The 16755-nt window shown below is 34.6% G+C and carries 18 protein-coding genes and 1 riboswitch; of the genes, 2 read left to right on the forward strand and 16 right to left on the reverse strand.

Translation table 11 applies throughout. The features are described 5' to 3' along the window. Window positions 1-1104 (reverse strand): glycine cleavage system aminomethyltransferase GcvT, encoded by a 1104-nt coding sequence (gcvT, locus tag ACOI1C_RS13920; RefSeq protein WP_422511104.1) that lies wholly within the window; start codon window positions 1102-1104, stop codon window positions 1-3. Window positions 1105-1342: 238 nt separating this feature from the next. After that, window positions 1343-1442, reverse strand: a riboswitch (glycine riboswitch). 168 nt (window positions 1443-1610) lie between these two features. Here gcvT and ACOI1C_RS13925 point away from each other — a divergent pair. Then, complete coding sequence (locus ACOI1C_RS13925; protein WP_422511105.1) at window positions 1611-3293, forward strand: DEAD/DEAH box helicase; 1683 nt, start codon at window positions 1611-1613, stop codon at window positions 3291-3293. Beyond that, entirely contained in the window at window positions 3280-4086 is an 807-nt protein-coding gene (locus ACOI1C_RS13930) for a YqhG family protein (RefSeq protein ID WP_422511106.1), read from the forward strand. Before ACOI1C_RS13925 ends, ACOI1C_RS13930 begins: the two co-directional genes overlap by 14 nt. 24 nt (window positions 4087-4110) lie before the next feature. Here ACOI1C_RS13930 and ACOI1C_RS13935 read toward each other — a convergent pair whose 3' ends face one another. From ACOI1C_RS13935 to ACOI1C_RS14005, 15 genes are all read right to left on the reverse strand, one after another. Next, entirely contained in the window at window positions 4111-4290 is a 180-nt protein-coding gene (locus ACOI1C_RS13935) for a YqzE family protein (protein WP_422511107.1), read from the reverse strand. Between the two features lie 37 nt (window positions 4291-4327). Further along, window positions 4328-4834 (reverse strand): shikimate kinase, encoded by a 507-nt coding sequence (locus ACOI1C_RS13940; protein ID WP_422511108.1) that lies wholly within the window; start codon window positions 4832-4834, stop codon window positions 4328-4330. Between the two features lie 83 nt (window positions 4835-4917). Next, the gene (locus ACOI1C_RS13945) at window positions 4918-5232 is read right to left on the reverse strand and encodes a YuzF family protein (RefSeq protein ID WP_422511109.1); all 315 of its coding nucleotides are present in this window, start codon (window positions 5230-5232) and stop codon (window positions 4918-4920) included. 67 nt (window positions 5233-5299) lie between these two features. Continuing rightward, entirely contained in the window at window positions 5300-5674 is a 375-nt protein-coding gene (comGG, locus tag ACOI1C_RS13950) for a competence type IV pilus minor pilin ComGG (protein ID WP_422511110.1), read from the reverse strand. Next, a complete protein-coding gene (gene comGF, locus ACOI1C_RS13955; RefSeq protein WP_422511111.1) occupies window positions 5667-6158 on the reverse strand; it encodes a competence type IV pilus minor pilin ComGF in 492 nt (163 codons plus the stop codon). The genes comGG and comGF overlap by 8 nt, the downstream gene beginning before the upstream one ends. Then, entirely contained in the window at window positions 6107-6448 is a 342-nt protein-coding gene (locus tag ACOI1C_RS13960) for a hypothetical protein (protein WP_422511112.1), read from the reverse strand. The genes comGF and ACOI1C_RS13960 overlap by 52 nt, the downstream gene beginning before the upstream one ends. Further along, complete coding sequence (comGD, locus tag ACOI1C_RS13965; RefSeq protein ID WP_422511113.1) at window positions 6435-6884, reverse strand: competence type IV pilus minor pilin ComGD; 450 nt, start codon at window positions 6882-6884, stop codon at window positions 6435-6437. The genes ACOI1C_RS13960 and comGD overlap by 14 nt, the downstream gene beginning before the upstream one ends. Then, window positions 6868-7089, reverse strand: a complete 222-nt coding sequence (locus tag ACOI1C_RS13970) for a competence type IV pilus major pilin ComGC (RefSeq protein WP_422511114.1) — start codon at window positions 7087-7089, stop codon at window positions 6868-6870. The genes comGD and ACOI1C_RS13970 overlap by 17 nt, the downstream gene beginning before the upstream one ends. 276 nt (window positions 7090-7365) lie before the next feature. After that, on the reverse strand, window positions 7366-7587 hold the full coding sequence (locus ACOI1C_RS13975) for a hypothetical protein (RefSeq protein ID WP_422511115.1): 222 nt from the start codon (window positions 7585-7587) through the stop codon (window positions 7366-7368). Between the two features lie 94 nt (window positions 7588-7681). Beyond that, window positions 7682-7861: a hypothetical protein gene (locus ACOI1C_RS13980; RefSeq protein WP_422511116.1), complete on the reverse strand. Its 180-nt coding sequence runs from the start codon at window positions 7859-7861 to the stop codon at window positions 7682-7684. Between the two features lie 222 nt (window positions 7862-8083). Beyond that, complete coding sequence (locus tag ACOI1C_RS13985) at window positions 8084-9940, reverse strand: TnsD family transposase (RefSeq protein ID WP_422511117.1); 1857 nt, start codon at window positions 9938-9940, stop codon at window positions 8084-8086. A 111-nt stretch (window positions 9941-10051) separates the two neighbouring features. Next, window positions 10052-11902 carry a TnsD family Tn7-like transposition protein gene (locus ACOI1C_RS13990; protein WP_422511118.1) on the reverse strand — a complete coding sequence of 617 codons (1851 nt, stop codon included), beginning with the start codon at window positions 11900-11902 and terminating at the stop codon, window positions 10052-10054. A gap of 28 nt (window positions 11903-11930) precedes the next feature. Then, window positions 11931-13574, reverse strand: a complete 1644-nt coding sequence (locus ACOI1C_RS13995; protein WP_422511119.1) for an ATP-binding protein — start codon at window positions 13572-13574, stop codon at window positions 11931-11933. Window positions 13575-13579: 5 nt separating this feature from the next. Beyond that, window positions 13580-15787: an integrase catalytic domain-containing protein gene (locus ACOI1C_RS14000; RefSeq protein ID WP_422511120.1), complete on the reverse strand. Its 2208-nt coding sequence runs from the start codon at window positions 15785-15787 to the stop codon at window positions 13580-13582. Window positions 15788-15790: 3 nt separating this feature from the next. Further along, window positions 15791-16627, reverse strand: a complete 837-nt coding sequence (locus ACOI1C_RS14005) for a TnsA endonuclease C-terminal domain-containing protein (protein ID WP_422511121.1) — start codon at window positions 16625-16627, stop codon at window positions 15791-15793. Between the last annotated feature and the right edge of the window lie 128 nt (window positions 16628-16755).

Genomic DNA, 16755 nt, shown 5'->3' on the forward strand with positions numbered 1-16755 from the left:
TTACTTTTTCGGACGCTTATAAAATGGTGTTGAAACTACTTTTGCCTTTAATCGTTTAGAACGAATTTGAACCTCAACCTCTTGATCTAGTTCAGTATAAGGAATTTCTAGTAAAGCCATCCCGATATTCTTTTTCAGTGTCGGTGATTGCGTACCCGTTGTCACAAATCCAATGGATTGATCTCCACTAAATACTTCGTATCCATGACGCGGAATTCCTTTATCAATCATTTCAAGTCCTACAAGCTTTCTAGGAAGGCCATTTTCTTTTTGCTGAACTAAAGCGTCTTTCCCGATAAAATCCGCTTCTTTTTGTAGCTTTACTGCAAAACCAATGCCCGCTTCAAGTGGCGAAATATCCTTTGAAAGCTCTTGCCCATAAAGTGCTAAATTTGCCTCAAATCGAAGAGTATCACGAGCCCCTAGACCACAAGGAAGAATTCCTTCTTCTTTACCATTCTCTAGTATCAGCTTCCAAAGTGACGCTGCATCTTCTTTTTTGCAATAGATTTCAAACCCATCTTCACCTGTGTAACCAGTTCGTGAAACGAGAGCTTCAATACCATTGATTTCAACGCCTTCTTTAAAGCTAAAGAAACCGATTTCATTTAATGGAGTAGCCGTTAGCTTTTGCAGAATTCGCTCCGCTAATGGACCTTGAATGGCAAGCTGCGCTGTATCATCCGAAACATTCGTAAGTTCAACTTCACCAAAAACATGAGAGTGCAGCCATTCATAATCCTTTTCAATATTGGATGCATTAACAACGAGTAGGTAATCATGATCCGATTTTTTATAGACAAGGAGATCATCTACTGTACCGCCGTTTTCATAACACATCGCCGTGTATTGTGCTTTACCATCGACAAGTTTTGAAACGTCATTTGTCATCATTTTCTGTAGGTAATCTAGACTTCCTGTGCCTTTAACTTCAATTTCTCCCATATGAGAGACATCGAATAGTCCTGCTAACGTTCGTACTGCCTCATGCTCTTCCTTAATACTGGAAAACTGGACGGGTAAGTCCCATCCACCAAAGTCAATGGTCTTAGCCCCATGTTCAAGGTAACTATCAAATAAAGGTGTTCGCTTTAGCTGAGTCATGATTTTCCTCCCTGCTCAATATGTAATAAAAGGTCTTGAAAGCCATCGTTCAAAATATCTGGGTAATCCAAGAGAAGCGCTAACATAAAGGAAACACATAAAAAAGGACAGAGATATCCAACGAATTTATGGATAATCTCTGTCCTTGGCACCTGAAAGTTTTGCAAATTTTGCATTTCCTCTTTGGTGGTTCACTAACAAGCTTATAGCTAGTATAAATGAACGCTCTCCAGAGTAGCGTCAAACAAGAGTCTTTTTGCCTGAGAGATTCACGGTAATCGCTTGCTCCTTCGGCGCTACTTTGAACGAATTCTAGTAGTCTCTCCTCTTGATCTCATTCGCTATATATAATTTTGTCAGTTTAAGGCTATACTACTCAAATAGTGAGAGTATCTTACTTTAAAAACTATCATTATCCTACCATTAAAGTGTGTTTTAGGGCAATACAATCTGAAGTTTTACCAACTATTTTCTTTTATATTAAGCAAATGAAAGGAATGTGTTTGATGCAGCAGGTCAACATCCAATTTGACGAGACATGGGAAAATGAATTTTACAAACGATTCGAAGACGATGGTCCTTGGGCTCATTGGGACCTTTATAAACTAGCATATGGAATTGAAAAGCATCTTGCCATTCCTGAATTTGCTGGTCTTCAAGCACCTAAGTATTTACCAAATCTAAAGCCTCTCCCCCATCAATTAGAAGTTGCTCGAAACGTGGTGGAAAAGATGAACGGTAAAGCGATTTTAGCTGATGAAGTTGGACTCGGGAAAACGATTGAGGCTGGACTAATCTTAAAAGAATACATGATTCGCGGTTTAGTTAAAAAGGTTTTGATTTTAGTCCCTGCTTCTCTTGTTTCACAATGGGTAAGTGAGCTCAACCAAAAATTTTTCATTCCAGCGATCGGCCAAAAAAAGAGCTATGTATGGGAGCAATGTGACGTGGTTGTTTCTTCGATGGATACAGCCAAACGTGCTCCACACCGAGAAATTATCTTTGAACAAAATTATGATCTTATTATCATTGACGAAGCCCATAAATTGAAAAACAGCAAAACAAAAAACTATGAATTTGTACAACTCTTAAAAAAGAAATTCTGCTTATTACTCACGGCCACACCCATTCAAAACCGCGTGGAAGAAATTTTCAATCTAGTCTCCTTGTTAAAACCAGGTCATTTAGGTAGCCTAACCAATTTTGAGGAATCCTTTAACACGAAGGAACGTTCTTTAAATAATGATGAACGATTAAAGGAATTAGTGAATAAGGTCATGATTCGCAACAGACGAGGTGATACTGGAATTGATTGGCCTAAGCGAATAGTTAAAGCTATACCAATTGAATTTTCAAAAGAAGAACGAGACCTATACGACTCGATACAGCAATACAAACAAACGAGTAACGGAAATATCGGTAGCCAGTTCTCCTTAATCACCCTTCAAAGAGAGGCATGCAGTAGTCGAGAGGCTGTCTACTATACGTTGCAGAATATGCTCAGTCGAAATGGAGAAAATCCGTATATACATACATTAGTGCAAGAGTTAGTGAAGAAAATTGAAGTCGTGAAATCAAATGCTAAGGCTGAAAAAGTGGTCGAGCTAGTAAAAGAAATCGATAGCAAAGTTATTGTATTTACGGAATATCGGGCTACACAATTATATTTACAATGGTTTCTTCAGCAAAACGGGATCACTTCCGTACCATTTAGAGGTGGTTTTAAACGTGGAAAAAAGGATTGGATGAAGGAGCTTTTCAAGAACAAGGCTCAAGTATTAATTGCAACAGAAGCAGGTGGAGAAGGGATAAATCTACAATTTTGTCAGCATATAATCAACTACGATTTACCCTGGAACCCGATGAGACTTGAACAACGAATAGGTCGTATTCATCGACTTGGTCAAGAGCATGATGTCCACATTTATAATTTTGCCATCAAAAACACGGTAGAAGAACATATACTCAAGCTTCTATATGAAAAAATTAATCTCTTTGAACGTGTAATTGGAGAGTTGGATGAAATTTTAACAAGAATAGATCTTCAAAATATTGAAGAACACATTTCTGATATATTGACTCATTCTAAGACAGACGGAGAGATTCGAGTGAAAATGGAAAATTTAGCTTCCTATATAGATTTTGCTGGGGAAGAACAAGTAGAGGAAGAAAATTATGCTGCAACATGAGATTCACACTTTTCTTACACGTTACTTTATCGCAAACGAATGTGAAATTCTTGAAAACGCAGCCGGCTATCTTGATGTTCAATTAACCACCCAGCTAGATAAGGAATTAATGAACCGTCCCTTTTATTGGCACTACTTAGAAAAGACAGGTGGCATTCCTAATCCTGCAAAATTAACACTAATCACAGATCAAACAAAGGTCTCAAGTGATTTAAAGGGAGAGTTAATTCATTTTGGATCTCCTCGGCTTCACCAGATTTTTCAAACCACGAACAAACTAGCTGGATTCATGAGACTTTATGAGAACGTTAAACAATCGTTCGGAGCGGGTAATGCACCACTTCATCCATGGTTAGGGATGAACCTTAAAATTTCCTATCAATGTGACCAAACTAGAGATGTCGTTTTGTCACTGGGATTAAGTTTGATTAACGGTATGATAATCGATCACTTTCAAGATAAGCTAGAAAGCTTACCCTTAACACCAAAGATTCCAGATTTTTGCTTCACGTTATCTCCTATTATTAAACCGAGAAGTGGAATAACACGGATCAAGCAAACGATTCAATCCGTCATCGATCATGATGACCATTCATGGGCTGAAGAAGCGATAAAACGTTGGAATGAGGATTTGTCCTTATTAGATCATTTTTATGAAGATATCGAAGAGAAACCAGAACCCTATGAAGTAGAAAAACAAGCATTGAAGGAACAATATGAACCACGAGTGAAGGTGTCTATTATTAACGGAGGACTGTTCTATCTTACACAGCAGTCAGTAGTAACAAATTAAAGGGAGACTCAGAGGATGAGCTCCCTACTTTTTTCTGTTTCTCATAAATAGCATAAATCCTAGAGGAATGATGCCAAACCATCTAGATAGAGCTGGCTGACTAGATCTGCGATCATTTTTTGTTTGTAGTCTTTGATCTTTAGACTTATCTAAATAAGAAACAAATTGTTGAGTGACATACTTCACTAAATCATTAAAGGACATACTAACCCACCTATTTTCTTGGCTTCCAATAGTATGGTCACTTCTCCTCTTTTTTAACCCAGTTTCCAATTTGTTCAACGATCTCAGATAAAGAATTTGATGTTGTATCTACTTTAACATGAAAATCTTCATAGGCCGATTGTCTTGATTTATAAATTGCATGAATTTGTTCCTTTTGCTGGTTTATCACAAGCGGGCGGTTATCGTCATGCTGCACCCTCTTCCAGATCTCTTCGAAATCGCAATGAAGATATACTAGTATACCGGAAGCTTTCATCCATTCTCTGTTCTCATGATCTATAATGATACCACCACCAGTTGTCACGATTAGATCTCTGGTAGGTAAAGTTTGAAGGATTTGTTTCTCAAGGTCTCTAAAGTAAGGTTCACCATGTGAGTTGAATATAGCTCGAATGGATAACCCTGTTTTATTAACAATTATCTTGTCTGTATCTTGAACTGGAATATGTAAGTAGGTCGAGAGTTCCTTTCCTATAGTCGTTTTGCCTGAGCCCATAAATCCAGTTAGATAAATAGTTTTCATTCAATCACCCACTGTTTTTTCTAATCGTATCAATAAGTAGAAGACTTGGCTAGACCAAGCCTTCTACATTTTTTTGTCTTAGGCTATTCTGGCATAATCCAAATAACTTCACAAAGACGAATAAAAAATGTTGAATCACCAGCTTGCAAGACAACATGGTCTGGTTTCACATCCATTACCACCCCACGAATGTTCCCACGGCTTGTTTCAAGTACGACTTCTTTCCCCATTAGCGTCATTAATGCTTGCAAGACATAGGGCTCAACAACCATCCATTGCATTGGCATACCCTTTGTCATTGATGTTGCTGTCATGTTCATTGGCATTTGGTTCATTGGCATTTGACCCATCGGCATTTGGCTCATTGTCATATCACGTTGATAATTTGGATTCATCATGATAATCGCCTCCTTTTCGTTTCTAACATATGACATTCTTGCAAAAAGGTGTGGGCACTTCTTTCAACTATCTTCCTTCAGTCCAACGCGTAATTCTTTGATTGACTGTGTCGTAGTAAAGGATAACAGATGATTTTCTTTTATTAATAGTCTGAACACGGATCGTAATTATTTTTTGAGTAGAAGATTCTGAAATTAATTGAATTGTTACCTTTCCTTCTTCATAAAGTATTTCCTTGTTTTGGAATGCCTCGTCTTGAACAAGTACGATCATATCCTTAACTGATTTTTGAATCATCCTCTCAATCTCCTGAAGCTCTTTACTTTCCTGATAAAACTTCATTTCTGTCACATACATAGTAACTTGATGGGAAAGGATGAAAAATAAAAGGGTACTCAACATCAATACAAAAGGAAGAATATAACCTTTTTGATTATTCATTTTGCATCACATCGTTCCATCTATAGAAAAACTTTTTATATTCGGTTCCATCCTCATCAGTTACAAGTAGATAAACGCCTCCCTTTATTAAACTGAAATGTACAGTTCTAATCTGCTGTATAATAACTTCATGACCTGTGCTATTAATCCTTCTGCGAAGCATGTTGCCATAAAGCTCGTATGAAATCATTTGGTTCGTGTCAGCTATTAATTGTAAATTACCGTTTTGGATTCGTACCTCGCTCGCTTCTCTTATCTCCATTAATAGTTGACTAGTCGCTACTTCCCACTCAAAGGGATGTAGACTGCTAGGCTTCTCTATCCAGTTTGATAAAACAGAAAAAATCATGGGGAACAAAGAGGTGATGGTCATCACGATTAACAAAACGACTAACATTTCTACTAAAGTAAAGCCTTTATTTTTAAACCTCTTTACTTTACACTTCCGCATTTTATCTGTTCTTTCTCTATTAGATTTTTCCATCTTATACATCCTTCATAGATTGGTTGGTCAAATGTAGCTTCATTTAGCTTAATTTCGATATAGTAGGCTTCCCCAGAAAACAACGTCACCTCAATTGAATCAGCTTCTTTATTGGTAGAGTGTTCAAATAGTTTTTCATTTAATGTTTTCATTGCGAAGTTTTCTAGCTTTAAATTCTTTCTTTCAATCGAAATAAAATAAAGCTGTGGCAGAACAAGTGTAATGATAAAGAATAAAAGGAGGATGGACACCAGTGTTTCAAGTAGACTGATTCCCTTAGAGCTTTTCAATACGGAAACGTCCCCTCCCTAATTGGAACACAATTTTATACTTTTGAAGATTGTACTCAACATACATGGTTCCTGGACGATTTATATTGCCATTGGCGAGAAACTTAATGGGATTTGTGACGGTTAGAAGGCGGATTTTAAGCTGTGGATGAATAGGTCGCTTCAATATTAGCTTGCGAAGACCACTTTCTCTTATGTCGTAATACTTTTCTTGGTCATGAAATGACAGCTCTACTGTTTGAGAATGACTAATTGCATACTCTTGTACTAACCAGATATCTTCTTGAAGCTCTTCTAAAAAGTTCTTGATAATCTGTTCTTCATATACGGTACGAAGCTGGAAATACGATAGGGTAACAATTGTCATGACAATAAGGAGAACAATTAGCATTTCAATCATCGTAAATCCATTTTCTTTTTTATGGGGTTGGCACAATTGAAACCTCTCCACTACTACTTATGATTAGTTCTTCTCCAGTTGGACATTCCTGATTTGGAATGTAGCCTCCTGTCTCAAGCTCCTCTATAGTAGGATTCACACTCGTTTCAGTTTCCATTTTATAGGCTTCCATTTGTGCTTGTACCATATTGATATAAGCATCACATCCTTTTCCTCGAATCACCCCTTGGTGTTTTGTCACGTTAGGTGTACCCGTAAAATAATCTTGGAAACTGGAATACCTTGATATACAAGCATTTTTTTATACCATCTAAATAAATAGTAAAATAAAGTTAGGAACTGTCTTTTATGCATAATATACATAAGGTTTTAACACGTAAAATAAAGATGGAAACTCTCTTACTTCCCTTTTTTATACAACACTAAAAGTATCCTCAATAAAAAAACAAAACGCCTCTCACACTGTAATTATGTAAGAAGGCGTTTTCGTGTTATTAAGTTTGTACATAGCTTTCCTTTATAAGTTTTCCAAATGTAGTTCGTCTACTACTTCACGTTTAACTACTAAATTCTTTATCATATCAAAATGTCTTTTTTGAGTCTTTGAAGGTAAATTAATTATCGTTTCGGTCTCTTCATGCTCAAACAGGAAAGAATCATTATTAAGTGCATAGACATTAAAATCCATTTTTCTAAGCAACTGTTCAAGAAATTCAAAACTAACTTCTTCAATCAACATTATTTATCCCCCTCTCGATATTTTTTAAGCATATCTTGCATTTGTAGATGCAATTGATTTTTTTCTTTTTGAAATTTCACTATTGCTTCAACATCTATTTTTTTTTTGCTAAGTGTACGTTTAATGCACCTTGAATTTTGAATATTTCTTTAACATTAATACTGTGTTCTTCGATATACTTTGGATTATCACACCAATATGCAATTTCCCCTTTTGCTTTAGCATCATAAAGGATGACATAAACTGGGTAATTTTCACTATACCAATGCAACAAGTCTGGAGTACCTCTTCAATAGCCTTCAGAAGGGAATCTTAAAATAAAGTGGTATCCTAGTAGAATAAAGATAGAAACTAGAAAAATAAAATTGGAAACTCTATTGCTATAATTCAAACCATGGGTCTAATAATAATTGCCAACTTATAAAAGGAAAATCAAAAAATGGTTATGAACCAAAATTAAGATTTCATAAGCTCTATTAAGTAAATATAAGAAAAATCAACTTACTTCAGTAGAAATTTTAATAACTTCTAATAAAACGTTTTGTTGAATTTTACTTGGTGCAAGACTTGCTTTCTTCATTATTTTAGATGCAGTAATGTTATCACCATTTCTTTGCAGTTCTTCTGTTGCCCATTTAACCCTTCTTATTTGAAACTCTTCAACTGATTCCGCAAACTTTTCGATTAATCTTTTTGTATTTTGCAGTTTATCTAGACCATATTGAAGAATAGGGTAAATTCTTAGTTCCTTTCCAATTGAACAACAGGTTATTCTTACAGGTCGCCCTTTTTTGTTTTTTATTCTTGAAACAGTAGATGGAATCTTTTTGGAAAATTCATTATCTCTCTTTTTCCAATCAATTTGATTCTTAACATTTGATTTTCGACTGTATTCTGGAGAGTTAGATTCTAACCAACTCTTATTATTTCTATAAAGCCATATATAAGATGCTTTCGCACTGTTTCTTAACTCAGTAATACTTTTTTCTGGGTATTTTTTAATCAGGTCAGTCCAAACGTTTTGGTGCTTCTTCTTTAATTCTTGATTAACACCGTTATGTAACTTCTCTTCTTCAACATTTTCATCTAATTTTCGTAACTTCCGAATAACTGTTAAAGGTGTTACATGAAGCTCATTAGCAACTTCACGAATAGTCTTTTTCTCAACCTTCCTTAAATGTACTAACTTCTTGTTCCAAATAGAGCCATATGATTTTACCATGCCCATCTTTTGCATATCCGCAGTTGATTTTGAATACGTTTTTGCATAAACAAATCCACATGAACATTTGAATGTTCCAACTGGTAATTTTGTATGAGTGCCCCTTTTTATTTCAACCTCTTTTATAACAGGTTTTAAATAATGATCTGATGCAGCATTAAAACAAACCCAGGGACCTTTTCCAAAAGGTGCCTCATCTTCAACAGCAATTGAGAAGAATTCTTCCAAAGACAGACCTAAAAAATTTATTAGAAGAAGATGTCTAAGTGGGTGAACTTTTGATTTAGGTCTTGTTATTGTATTAACCCAATTATTTCTGGTATTAACATTCACCTCACTATGAACCTCTTTTAAATAATCTCCTCCATAAAATTCTACAAATTGCTCGATAAGACTTTGCTCTTTAATAACTCCTGTAAAGGTTGCCAAATCTTTTTGTTTAAGAAGGTATAAGTACTTATCTTTTAATTCCTCATTTCCAAGAATACTTAAATCATTGTTTAATAGCTCATATACCATCTTTGAAAAGTTTAGATGTTTTTCATAGTCACCTTTGTCTAACAACTTCAAACTCTCTACATTTTTATCTAGTGCAGTATACACATTACTTTTTTTAAGGTCAGATGCCTCAACATTACTTTCAATCAACCATTCATTATGTAAAGGACAAATATTCACACCAAAAATCTGATGAGTACGGAGCCAATATGGTTCTCCGTACTTATGCTCATCTTCTCTTAAACAACTTACACAATATCTTAGGTATCTTGGTATTGGTATATTACTTTGAATGACACCCGCTAATGAAATAGCTTTCCCTTCTGTTTTCTTCATTTCAGCAATAATTTTTTCCCTTTGTTTTTGCTCTAAAAATGGATGATATAAAGGATACATTGAATTGTTTCTAATAAGTCGATCAATTAAATCATCAGAATTAGAAGGTATTTTTTCTACTAGTACTCCCAAACCGTTAGGAAAACCAATTTTTGCTTTGATAGTATTAGAATCAAATAGATCCATATTTGTATTTGTAGGAAAAGGGTTTCTACTCCATAAATGATACCTAGAAATAACACTGTATAGTAATTCATCTTTATATGGTGTGGGGAAGAAAGGTAGTTTTAAAGTCATCTTGTCCCTCCTTGCTAAGACACATTCTACTATTATTATTGCCGCAAGGAAGAGAACTTAGACGCAAAAAAAAGAAGCAAGCCAAATAAGACTTGCTTAAACATAATAGATTTATTGGTTAATAGAATTTTTTTGAACTTCTTCTTTCAAAATTTTAGAAACCCTTGTGGATATTCTTGCATCATGAGATAAAGATGAAATTTTACTAAGATTGGACATTGTGATGTTTTTATTATTTCTTTTTAGTTCAAAAACCCCCCAATAAATACGACGAATTTGATAATCCTCGATTGATTCAATTAATGAGTTTAAAAGTTCTCTAGTTTCAGGTAATTTATCTAGTTGTCCGTTAAAGTGGCTTTCATGACCTATTTTTCTAGCAATCGCATTCTTTGTTATCCATACAGGTTTACCTGGTAGATTTAATAGATCATTTGATGCCTCTACTACTTTTTCAGATAAAGCCGAATCCAATTTTCCCCACTCTACCTCATTCCAGTATATTTTATTTGAAGGTGTATTTTCTTCGTACCATTCTCGGTCATTGATCATTAACCATGTGTAGACAGCTTTATTTATATTTTTTAATTGACTTCTTGTAAAATCATTATGCTGTCTAACTATTTCTAACCACTTTGCTTGATAAGTGATTTTTCTATCCAAAATTTTATTAGATAAATTTCCATCTCCCGTAAGTTTATTAAAATATTTATTCACTGTTGTATAGGCTACCCCAAGTATACTACCTATTTCTTTTGAGGAAATTCCTTCTTCTTTCAATTTTAATAGTTTTTCTTCCCAAACATGTCCATATGAAAGAATCTTATTTACTTTAATATCATCAAATTTAACTCCCTCTAAATAAGTTTTTGAGTATGAGAACCCACAAGAACACGAAAAAATACCCACTGGACTTTTTGCTGTACTACTATGGATTACTTTTACATTATCAACCACTCGTTTCAAGTAATGGTCAGAAGCTGGATTATAACAAACCCATGGACCTTTTCCAAATAGAGTAATAGATTCTACCTCTTTTTTGAAAAATTCACCTGGTGTTAAATCTAAAAACTTTAACAAAAGAAGATGAAAAAACGGATGTTTCGGAGTAGTAACATTTGCAAAAAGTTTTCTCACCCATGGAAGATCATGATTCTTACCAAAACAAAGTTGGATAAACTCATCGGAATAATAGTCTGTTAATTTCTCAACCAATTTAATTACCCTAACTTTTTCATTTAGTGTAATTAAACCCAATCTGTTTAAATAAAATATATACCTTTTTCTAATTTCTTCTAGTCCAATTTGAGGGAGATTTTGCTCAAATAATTCTCTAGTTGCTTTAGCTAAATACAAAAATACGTCAAAAAACTTTTCGTTCTCATCATTTTTGAGGGTTACCCCAGACATGTTTTCCTCAATTAAATCATATCTGACCGTGTTTCTAGATTGTCTAAGAGATACTTCACTTTCATACAACCAAGAATGATGGATATCACATACATGAATAAAACTAACTTGATGAATTCTATGCCAGTAGGGCTCACCATACTTCCTTACGTCTTCTTTCAAACAATCAACACAAAAACGGAAACTGTTAGGAGGTTTTAGATATGAGATATCAATACCGCCTTTTACAGTTCCTGTTATTCCATTTATACCTTCTGGATTTTTCATTTCGTTCAAAATAGAATTAGAAAGCTCTTTTGATAAAAAGGGAAAATATAAACGAAAAAATGTATTTTCGAGAATAAATTTCTCGGAATTCACATTTGAAACAGGCAAACGTTCTACAAGCCTATCTAAATAGGTTGGAAAGTCAACCCTCGACTTTATATTTCTTTTTCCAAATAAGTCCATTGAAGTGTGAACGTACCTTGGATTTCTACTATACCTATGATACCTTGCAAAGGTACTATAAAGTATTTCATCGGGATACGGTGTTAAAAAAAATGGAAGCATGTTTCTTACCCCTTTTTAAATCATTTGATTATAAACCTAATAGATCCTTAGTTGCTTGCTTATCCTGATCAAATATTTCCCTAATCTCATCAAGCTCAATTAACGATTTTTTCCCCTTGATAGCCTTTTCTTTATTTTCCTCTAATGGTTGCATATTCCCCTGGTTAATGGAGCTATAATCCATTGCGTATTGGTATGCATGATGCATAGCAGCAGATATTTCAAACTCATCTCCATGTAAAGCAAGTGCTTTTTCTGATGCGAGTTTAGCAATTTTAGGATCAACACCTGCATCCACCAACCATTGTGCAATTCTCACTAACGGTGAATGGACCTCATCATTTGTGCCACCTTTTGAAACGCTCTGTTGATTTTTAAGATCATTACCAACTCCGAATATTGCTACACGTTCTGTTGCCTTCTTATAATACTCATCCATCTCATTGAACATAGGTTGTACATCTGGTATGAGTTTTAAATCCTCTGTTCTACCATTACGAAGAGCCTCTAACATAGGTCTAACAAGTCTCAAACTGTCTTTTGCAACCTGTTTGATAATGCTTACTGTGATTCTTTCATAATCTTCCCCAATCACCCTCCATTGGGCAAGCTTGTACAATTTTACTGCAATATCTATTATTCCTTGGGATTCATCATATATCGCATCATTCAATGCCTTTGTTAAAGGTGTTTTTACATTCGTCCATTGATACTCCCATAAACTCTCAATAAACTCATCCCAAATTTCATCTTTTATTGCGTTAAACCAAATCATATCTCCTTGACCAGAAGCTCTTCTTGCAGTTGCAAATTCCTTTTGTAACAACTGAAATGCTTTAAAAGTTCCAATTGTTACAACTGGTACCCCAATTGTATTGATCAACTGGACAAACGCGTTAATCATCTGTTGTTGTCCCCCACTTTTTCCATCACTTAACCTTTGAATCTCATCTATGACAAGTACACCAAGACCAAGATTAAATGCTAGGTTACCCATTTCAGGTAAAAGTGTATCTACTGTAAAGGTTCTACTAGAGAATTTTTTATAATAATTAGTTTTAAGAACTTTATCTACCGATTGAAAAAAGTTTAAACACATGCCTTTAATTGAACCATCTCTTGGACAATCAAGCTTAAGCCATACTAATTGTTGTCTCATAAAATCAGTTTCACCATATTTACTATGAGTGATTACTTGGGGATAGAGACCCAAAACACTCTCAATTGATGTAGTCTTTCCAATACCGCTCGGACCAATAATTGCAAATCCTGATGCAGTAGACCGAATAAGAGGTTTGTATCCATCATCAGTTCCCCAAATAAGATCTCGGAAACCTTCTCTCATTTGTTTAACAAACTCTTTTTCCATTGGATTTCTTGCCACATATCCACTTCGAATCATTCTAGAGAATCTAGCCTCTAGATCAATGTGTATCGGCAATGGTTCGATAAAATGATCAATTGTTTGTACCATGTGAATTCTTTGTAGGGGAGGAAGAAGTCTTTCTTCCTCGTTGTAATAAGGTCTACGACTGATTCTTTTTGCGACATCCACAATTTCAAGGAGTGGTGGCAATGCTTCAATGAAAGGGTTATGCTTGTACAACTTAATCTGCTGTTCACTGTATTTAGCATCTAATTGGTTTCCCGTTAACACAATTTGTCCTGCCATATAAATCACTTCACTTTCCATGATTTCATTTTATTATGAATAGATTTTTGAGGTGAGAGATTCGGTTTTAATTCAATGTTATCTTCCATCTCCAACTCGTCTTTTAAATCATAATCAAATGACTTTTTATTTGGGTTTAGTTGTTCGAACAGCTTATCGCTAACTTCTTGACGAATACCCTCTCTTGCCTCATGTTTGTTTTCAGTAATATCCTTGACACGTTTCCTCGGTGAAACGTTACTTGTCTTTAGATATTCTTGTGTTTTCTGGTTAGCTTTTTCTGCAATTTCTAGAAGCTTATTGTCTAAATTGATTTTAGATTCTGTATAAGAATGTTCTTTTACATTCTCCTTAATCTTTTCATCATGAATTAGGTGCACAGCTTCTTCATACCTACGATTTACATACCTTTTAGACCGTTCCATCAAATTACAACGCTCAATTTGATTTCCACCATCTAATAAAAGGTATACAACATCGTTATTCCGAGTATCAAAAGCTAAACCTACCTTTTTACCGTTATGTGGACCATTTCTTAAAAACCATTGTTCCTTTATTGCTAATTCACAGGTGTAATACTTCTTTTCACCAAACCTAATACCGAATTCTGAAATAACACCTTGAGTTTTTGATAACAGATTAACAATTGCTAATTCTGGAGTAGTTTGATTTAAAGCACCGTTTCTGTTTTTTAATCCCCAGTTCCAAAGTTGTTCAGGGTATGGTTCAACAGAGTCACTAATCATATCACTTTCCAACACATAGCTACTCATATAGTTTTGATAATTATGCCACTCAACGATTGCTTTAATTGCATCTGTTAAATCATCTAGATTTAAAGCAGCCTCTTGTCTATAATCTTTTTCTCCTCTTTCTCTAAAGCCTTTCTTGACAACACCAGGTAAATCCAGAATCTTCTGTCTTATTTGGTTGAACTGCTGCTCAACAATACCTTTCCAATCAGCACGGTATGAAGCTGCATTTGTAACACGAATTCCAAAGAAATTCGTTAAATTATCTGAATCCTTTCCAATTAATTCAGATCCTTTATCAGTTAAAATAACTTGAGGGATATAACATTCCTTTAAAAGGTCATCTTCATTTTTGTTAAAAATGAGACCTCTATTTAAAAATGAATCCAACACAGCCATTTTAGCATCATCCCAGGAGTGCCCAAGACCAATATAACAACCAGTAATAAATCGAGAGAAAACATCCATAAGAAGGTAAATCGTAGCTTTTCCGATTATCTTTTCAGGATTGTATCTGCTAACTACATACAAGCTTAGTGGTGTAGCATCCATCTGATACACTGACCCAGGTCCCATTTTTATATGGGTAGAGCTCCCTAGAACAGCTCGTTCTCGTAAATTAAACCCTTTCTCTCCTTCTCTTTTGATAAGAGTTCTTTTCAAGTCTCTGTTTTCATATATCACAGTTTTATACTGATGTAATGAAATATACTTTTTGGTGGGATCAAGGAGTTCTTTTTCTTCACCATTAACTTGTTCTTTTACAGTACAATATTCGTTTAAATAATCTCGGTAAGCTTTGGTTAATTGAGGTTTTGAAGTCTTTTCATAGTTCTTTTTATAAGACTTTAGTATATTTTCTTTGTCAGTTTTCGTTACATTTACACCTTCTAATTCAGGGTGATATTCAACCCCAATAGGTGGTCTTCCCCTCTTTTTGATCGTTTTACCTTCTTTTAATGCCTCTTCAATCATTTCGTCAGTTATTTCTCTTGTTTTACCTGGTCCCCCAGAACTATCATAAGAAGGTAAGAGAGCAATAGGTACTTTTCCATACTTCCAATACTTTCTCATACTTTTATAGAGTGTCTTTTTGGTTGTCTTATGCCTTTTTATTGCTTCCTCAATCATTGGTCCTCTTAAACTTGGATCATAAATATCTGGTTCATCTAAGACTAAATCCTTTATACGATTCCAAGATGTATCCATCTTTTTTTTATGATTGTTAATGAACTCCTCATCAACTGTTCTGGTATAAGGATCTGTGGTTCTCTTTATTAATAATTCTTGTTCCAACGCACTCTCTAGTTCTGATAATGAACAATACTGTGGCAAACCGCCTTTTTCATATAGAGGAAAAACAATCGCTATATCAATGGTTCGATCTATCCAAAGAATTCTTTCATAGAGATTTTCTTTAGTACCTACTTTCCATTGAATAACTGTATTTGGAATAAACATTGTCTACCCAACACCTCTTTTATAGTAAGAGAAGTACGGTTCTTTCCTTTTAACTAACAACGGTTTATTTGCCAATATCTTTGAATAAATATCAACATCCCAAACATGATTTGCAATTAAATGTTTAATTACCCAAAAGCTTGTACCAGTAGATAATTGAAAATATACATCAGAATCAGTACATCCTTTTGATATTGTTTGTCCAGAGTTAAGCAACGAGTATAGCTTATTCTCTATTTCAAGGACCTGTGAAAGAGATAGTCCAGGAGAAAAAGTAAGATCCTTTGCATGATGTAACCATTCTACATTCCGTATCAGGTTCATTGGGATATCGACTTCAGTTATTATTTGAAAGCCAACATTTTGTTTTTCCCAATAAGTTTTCTCTATTAAAGTTCTTTCTAAAAACCACTTGGAATTTTGTTGACTAGATGAGATAACTGAATAAGCACACTTTTTTTCCTTACCATGTATTTTTAGGTCGACTAAAAAATCAGAAGTCATTACAATAAACTCATTTTTTGCTCTGTCAAAAGGGTGATTTAATCGATAATCATTTGAAATACCCTTTGTTGATTCAATTGGCAATAATGGATATTTCTCACGTATATCAGTGACATTAATTGACCATTCAAGCATAAAGAAAAAATAAAGCTCTAAATTGGAAAGTAAATGTTGAACCCTCCCTGTTTTCCATCCTTTTATACGGTGTGAAAAGCCTTTTGAAGGTACATCACGAACTGTTAACCAAGGTTTATATTGATTCCCTTTCCCTTGTCCTTTCCCTTTTTTCGAAAGGCGGCAAATGTCTGATTCTGTAATTTTTTTATATTTTACCATTTTTAATCTACCTTTCTTTTCTGATTAGAATGAGACAAGTGCCTCCCTTTAATTTTGAATCAATATCTTTTTAACAATGTGATTCTTTTCCTGCTCCTAAATGATTAAGTTCCATTTGAAGAGGAACT

Source organism: Bacillus sp. DJP31, from assembly GCF_049310945.1.
Lineage (GTDB): Bacteria > Bacillota > Bacilli > Bacillales > SA4 > Bacillus_BS.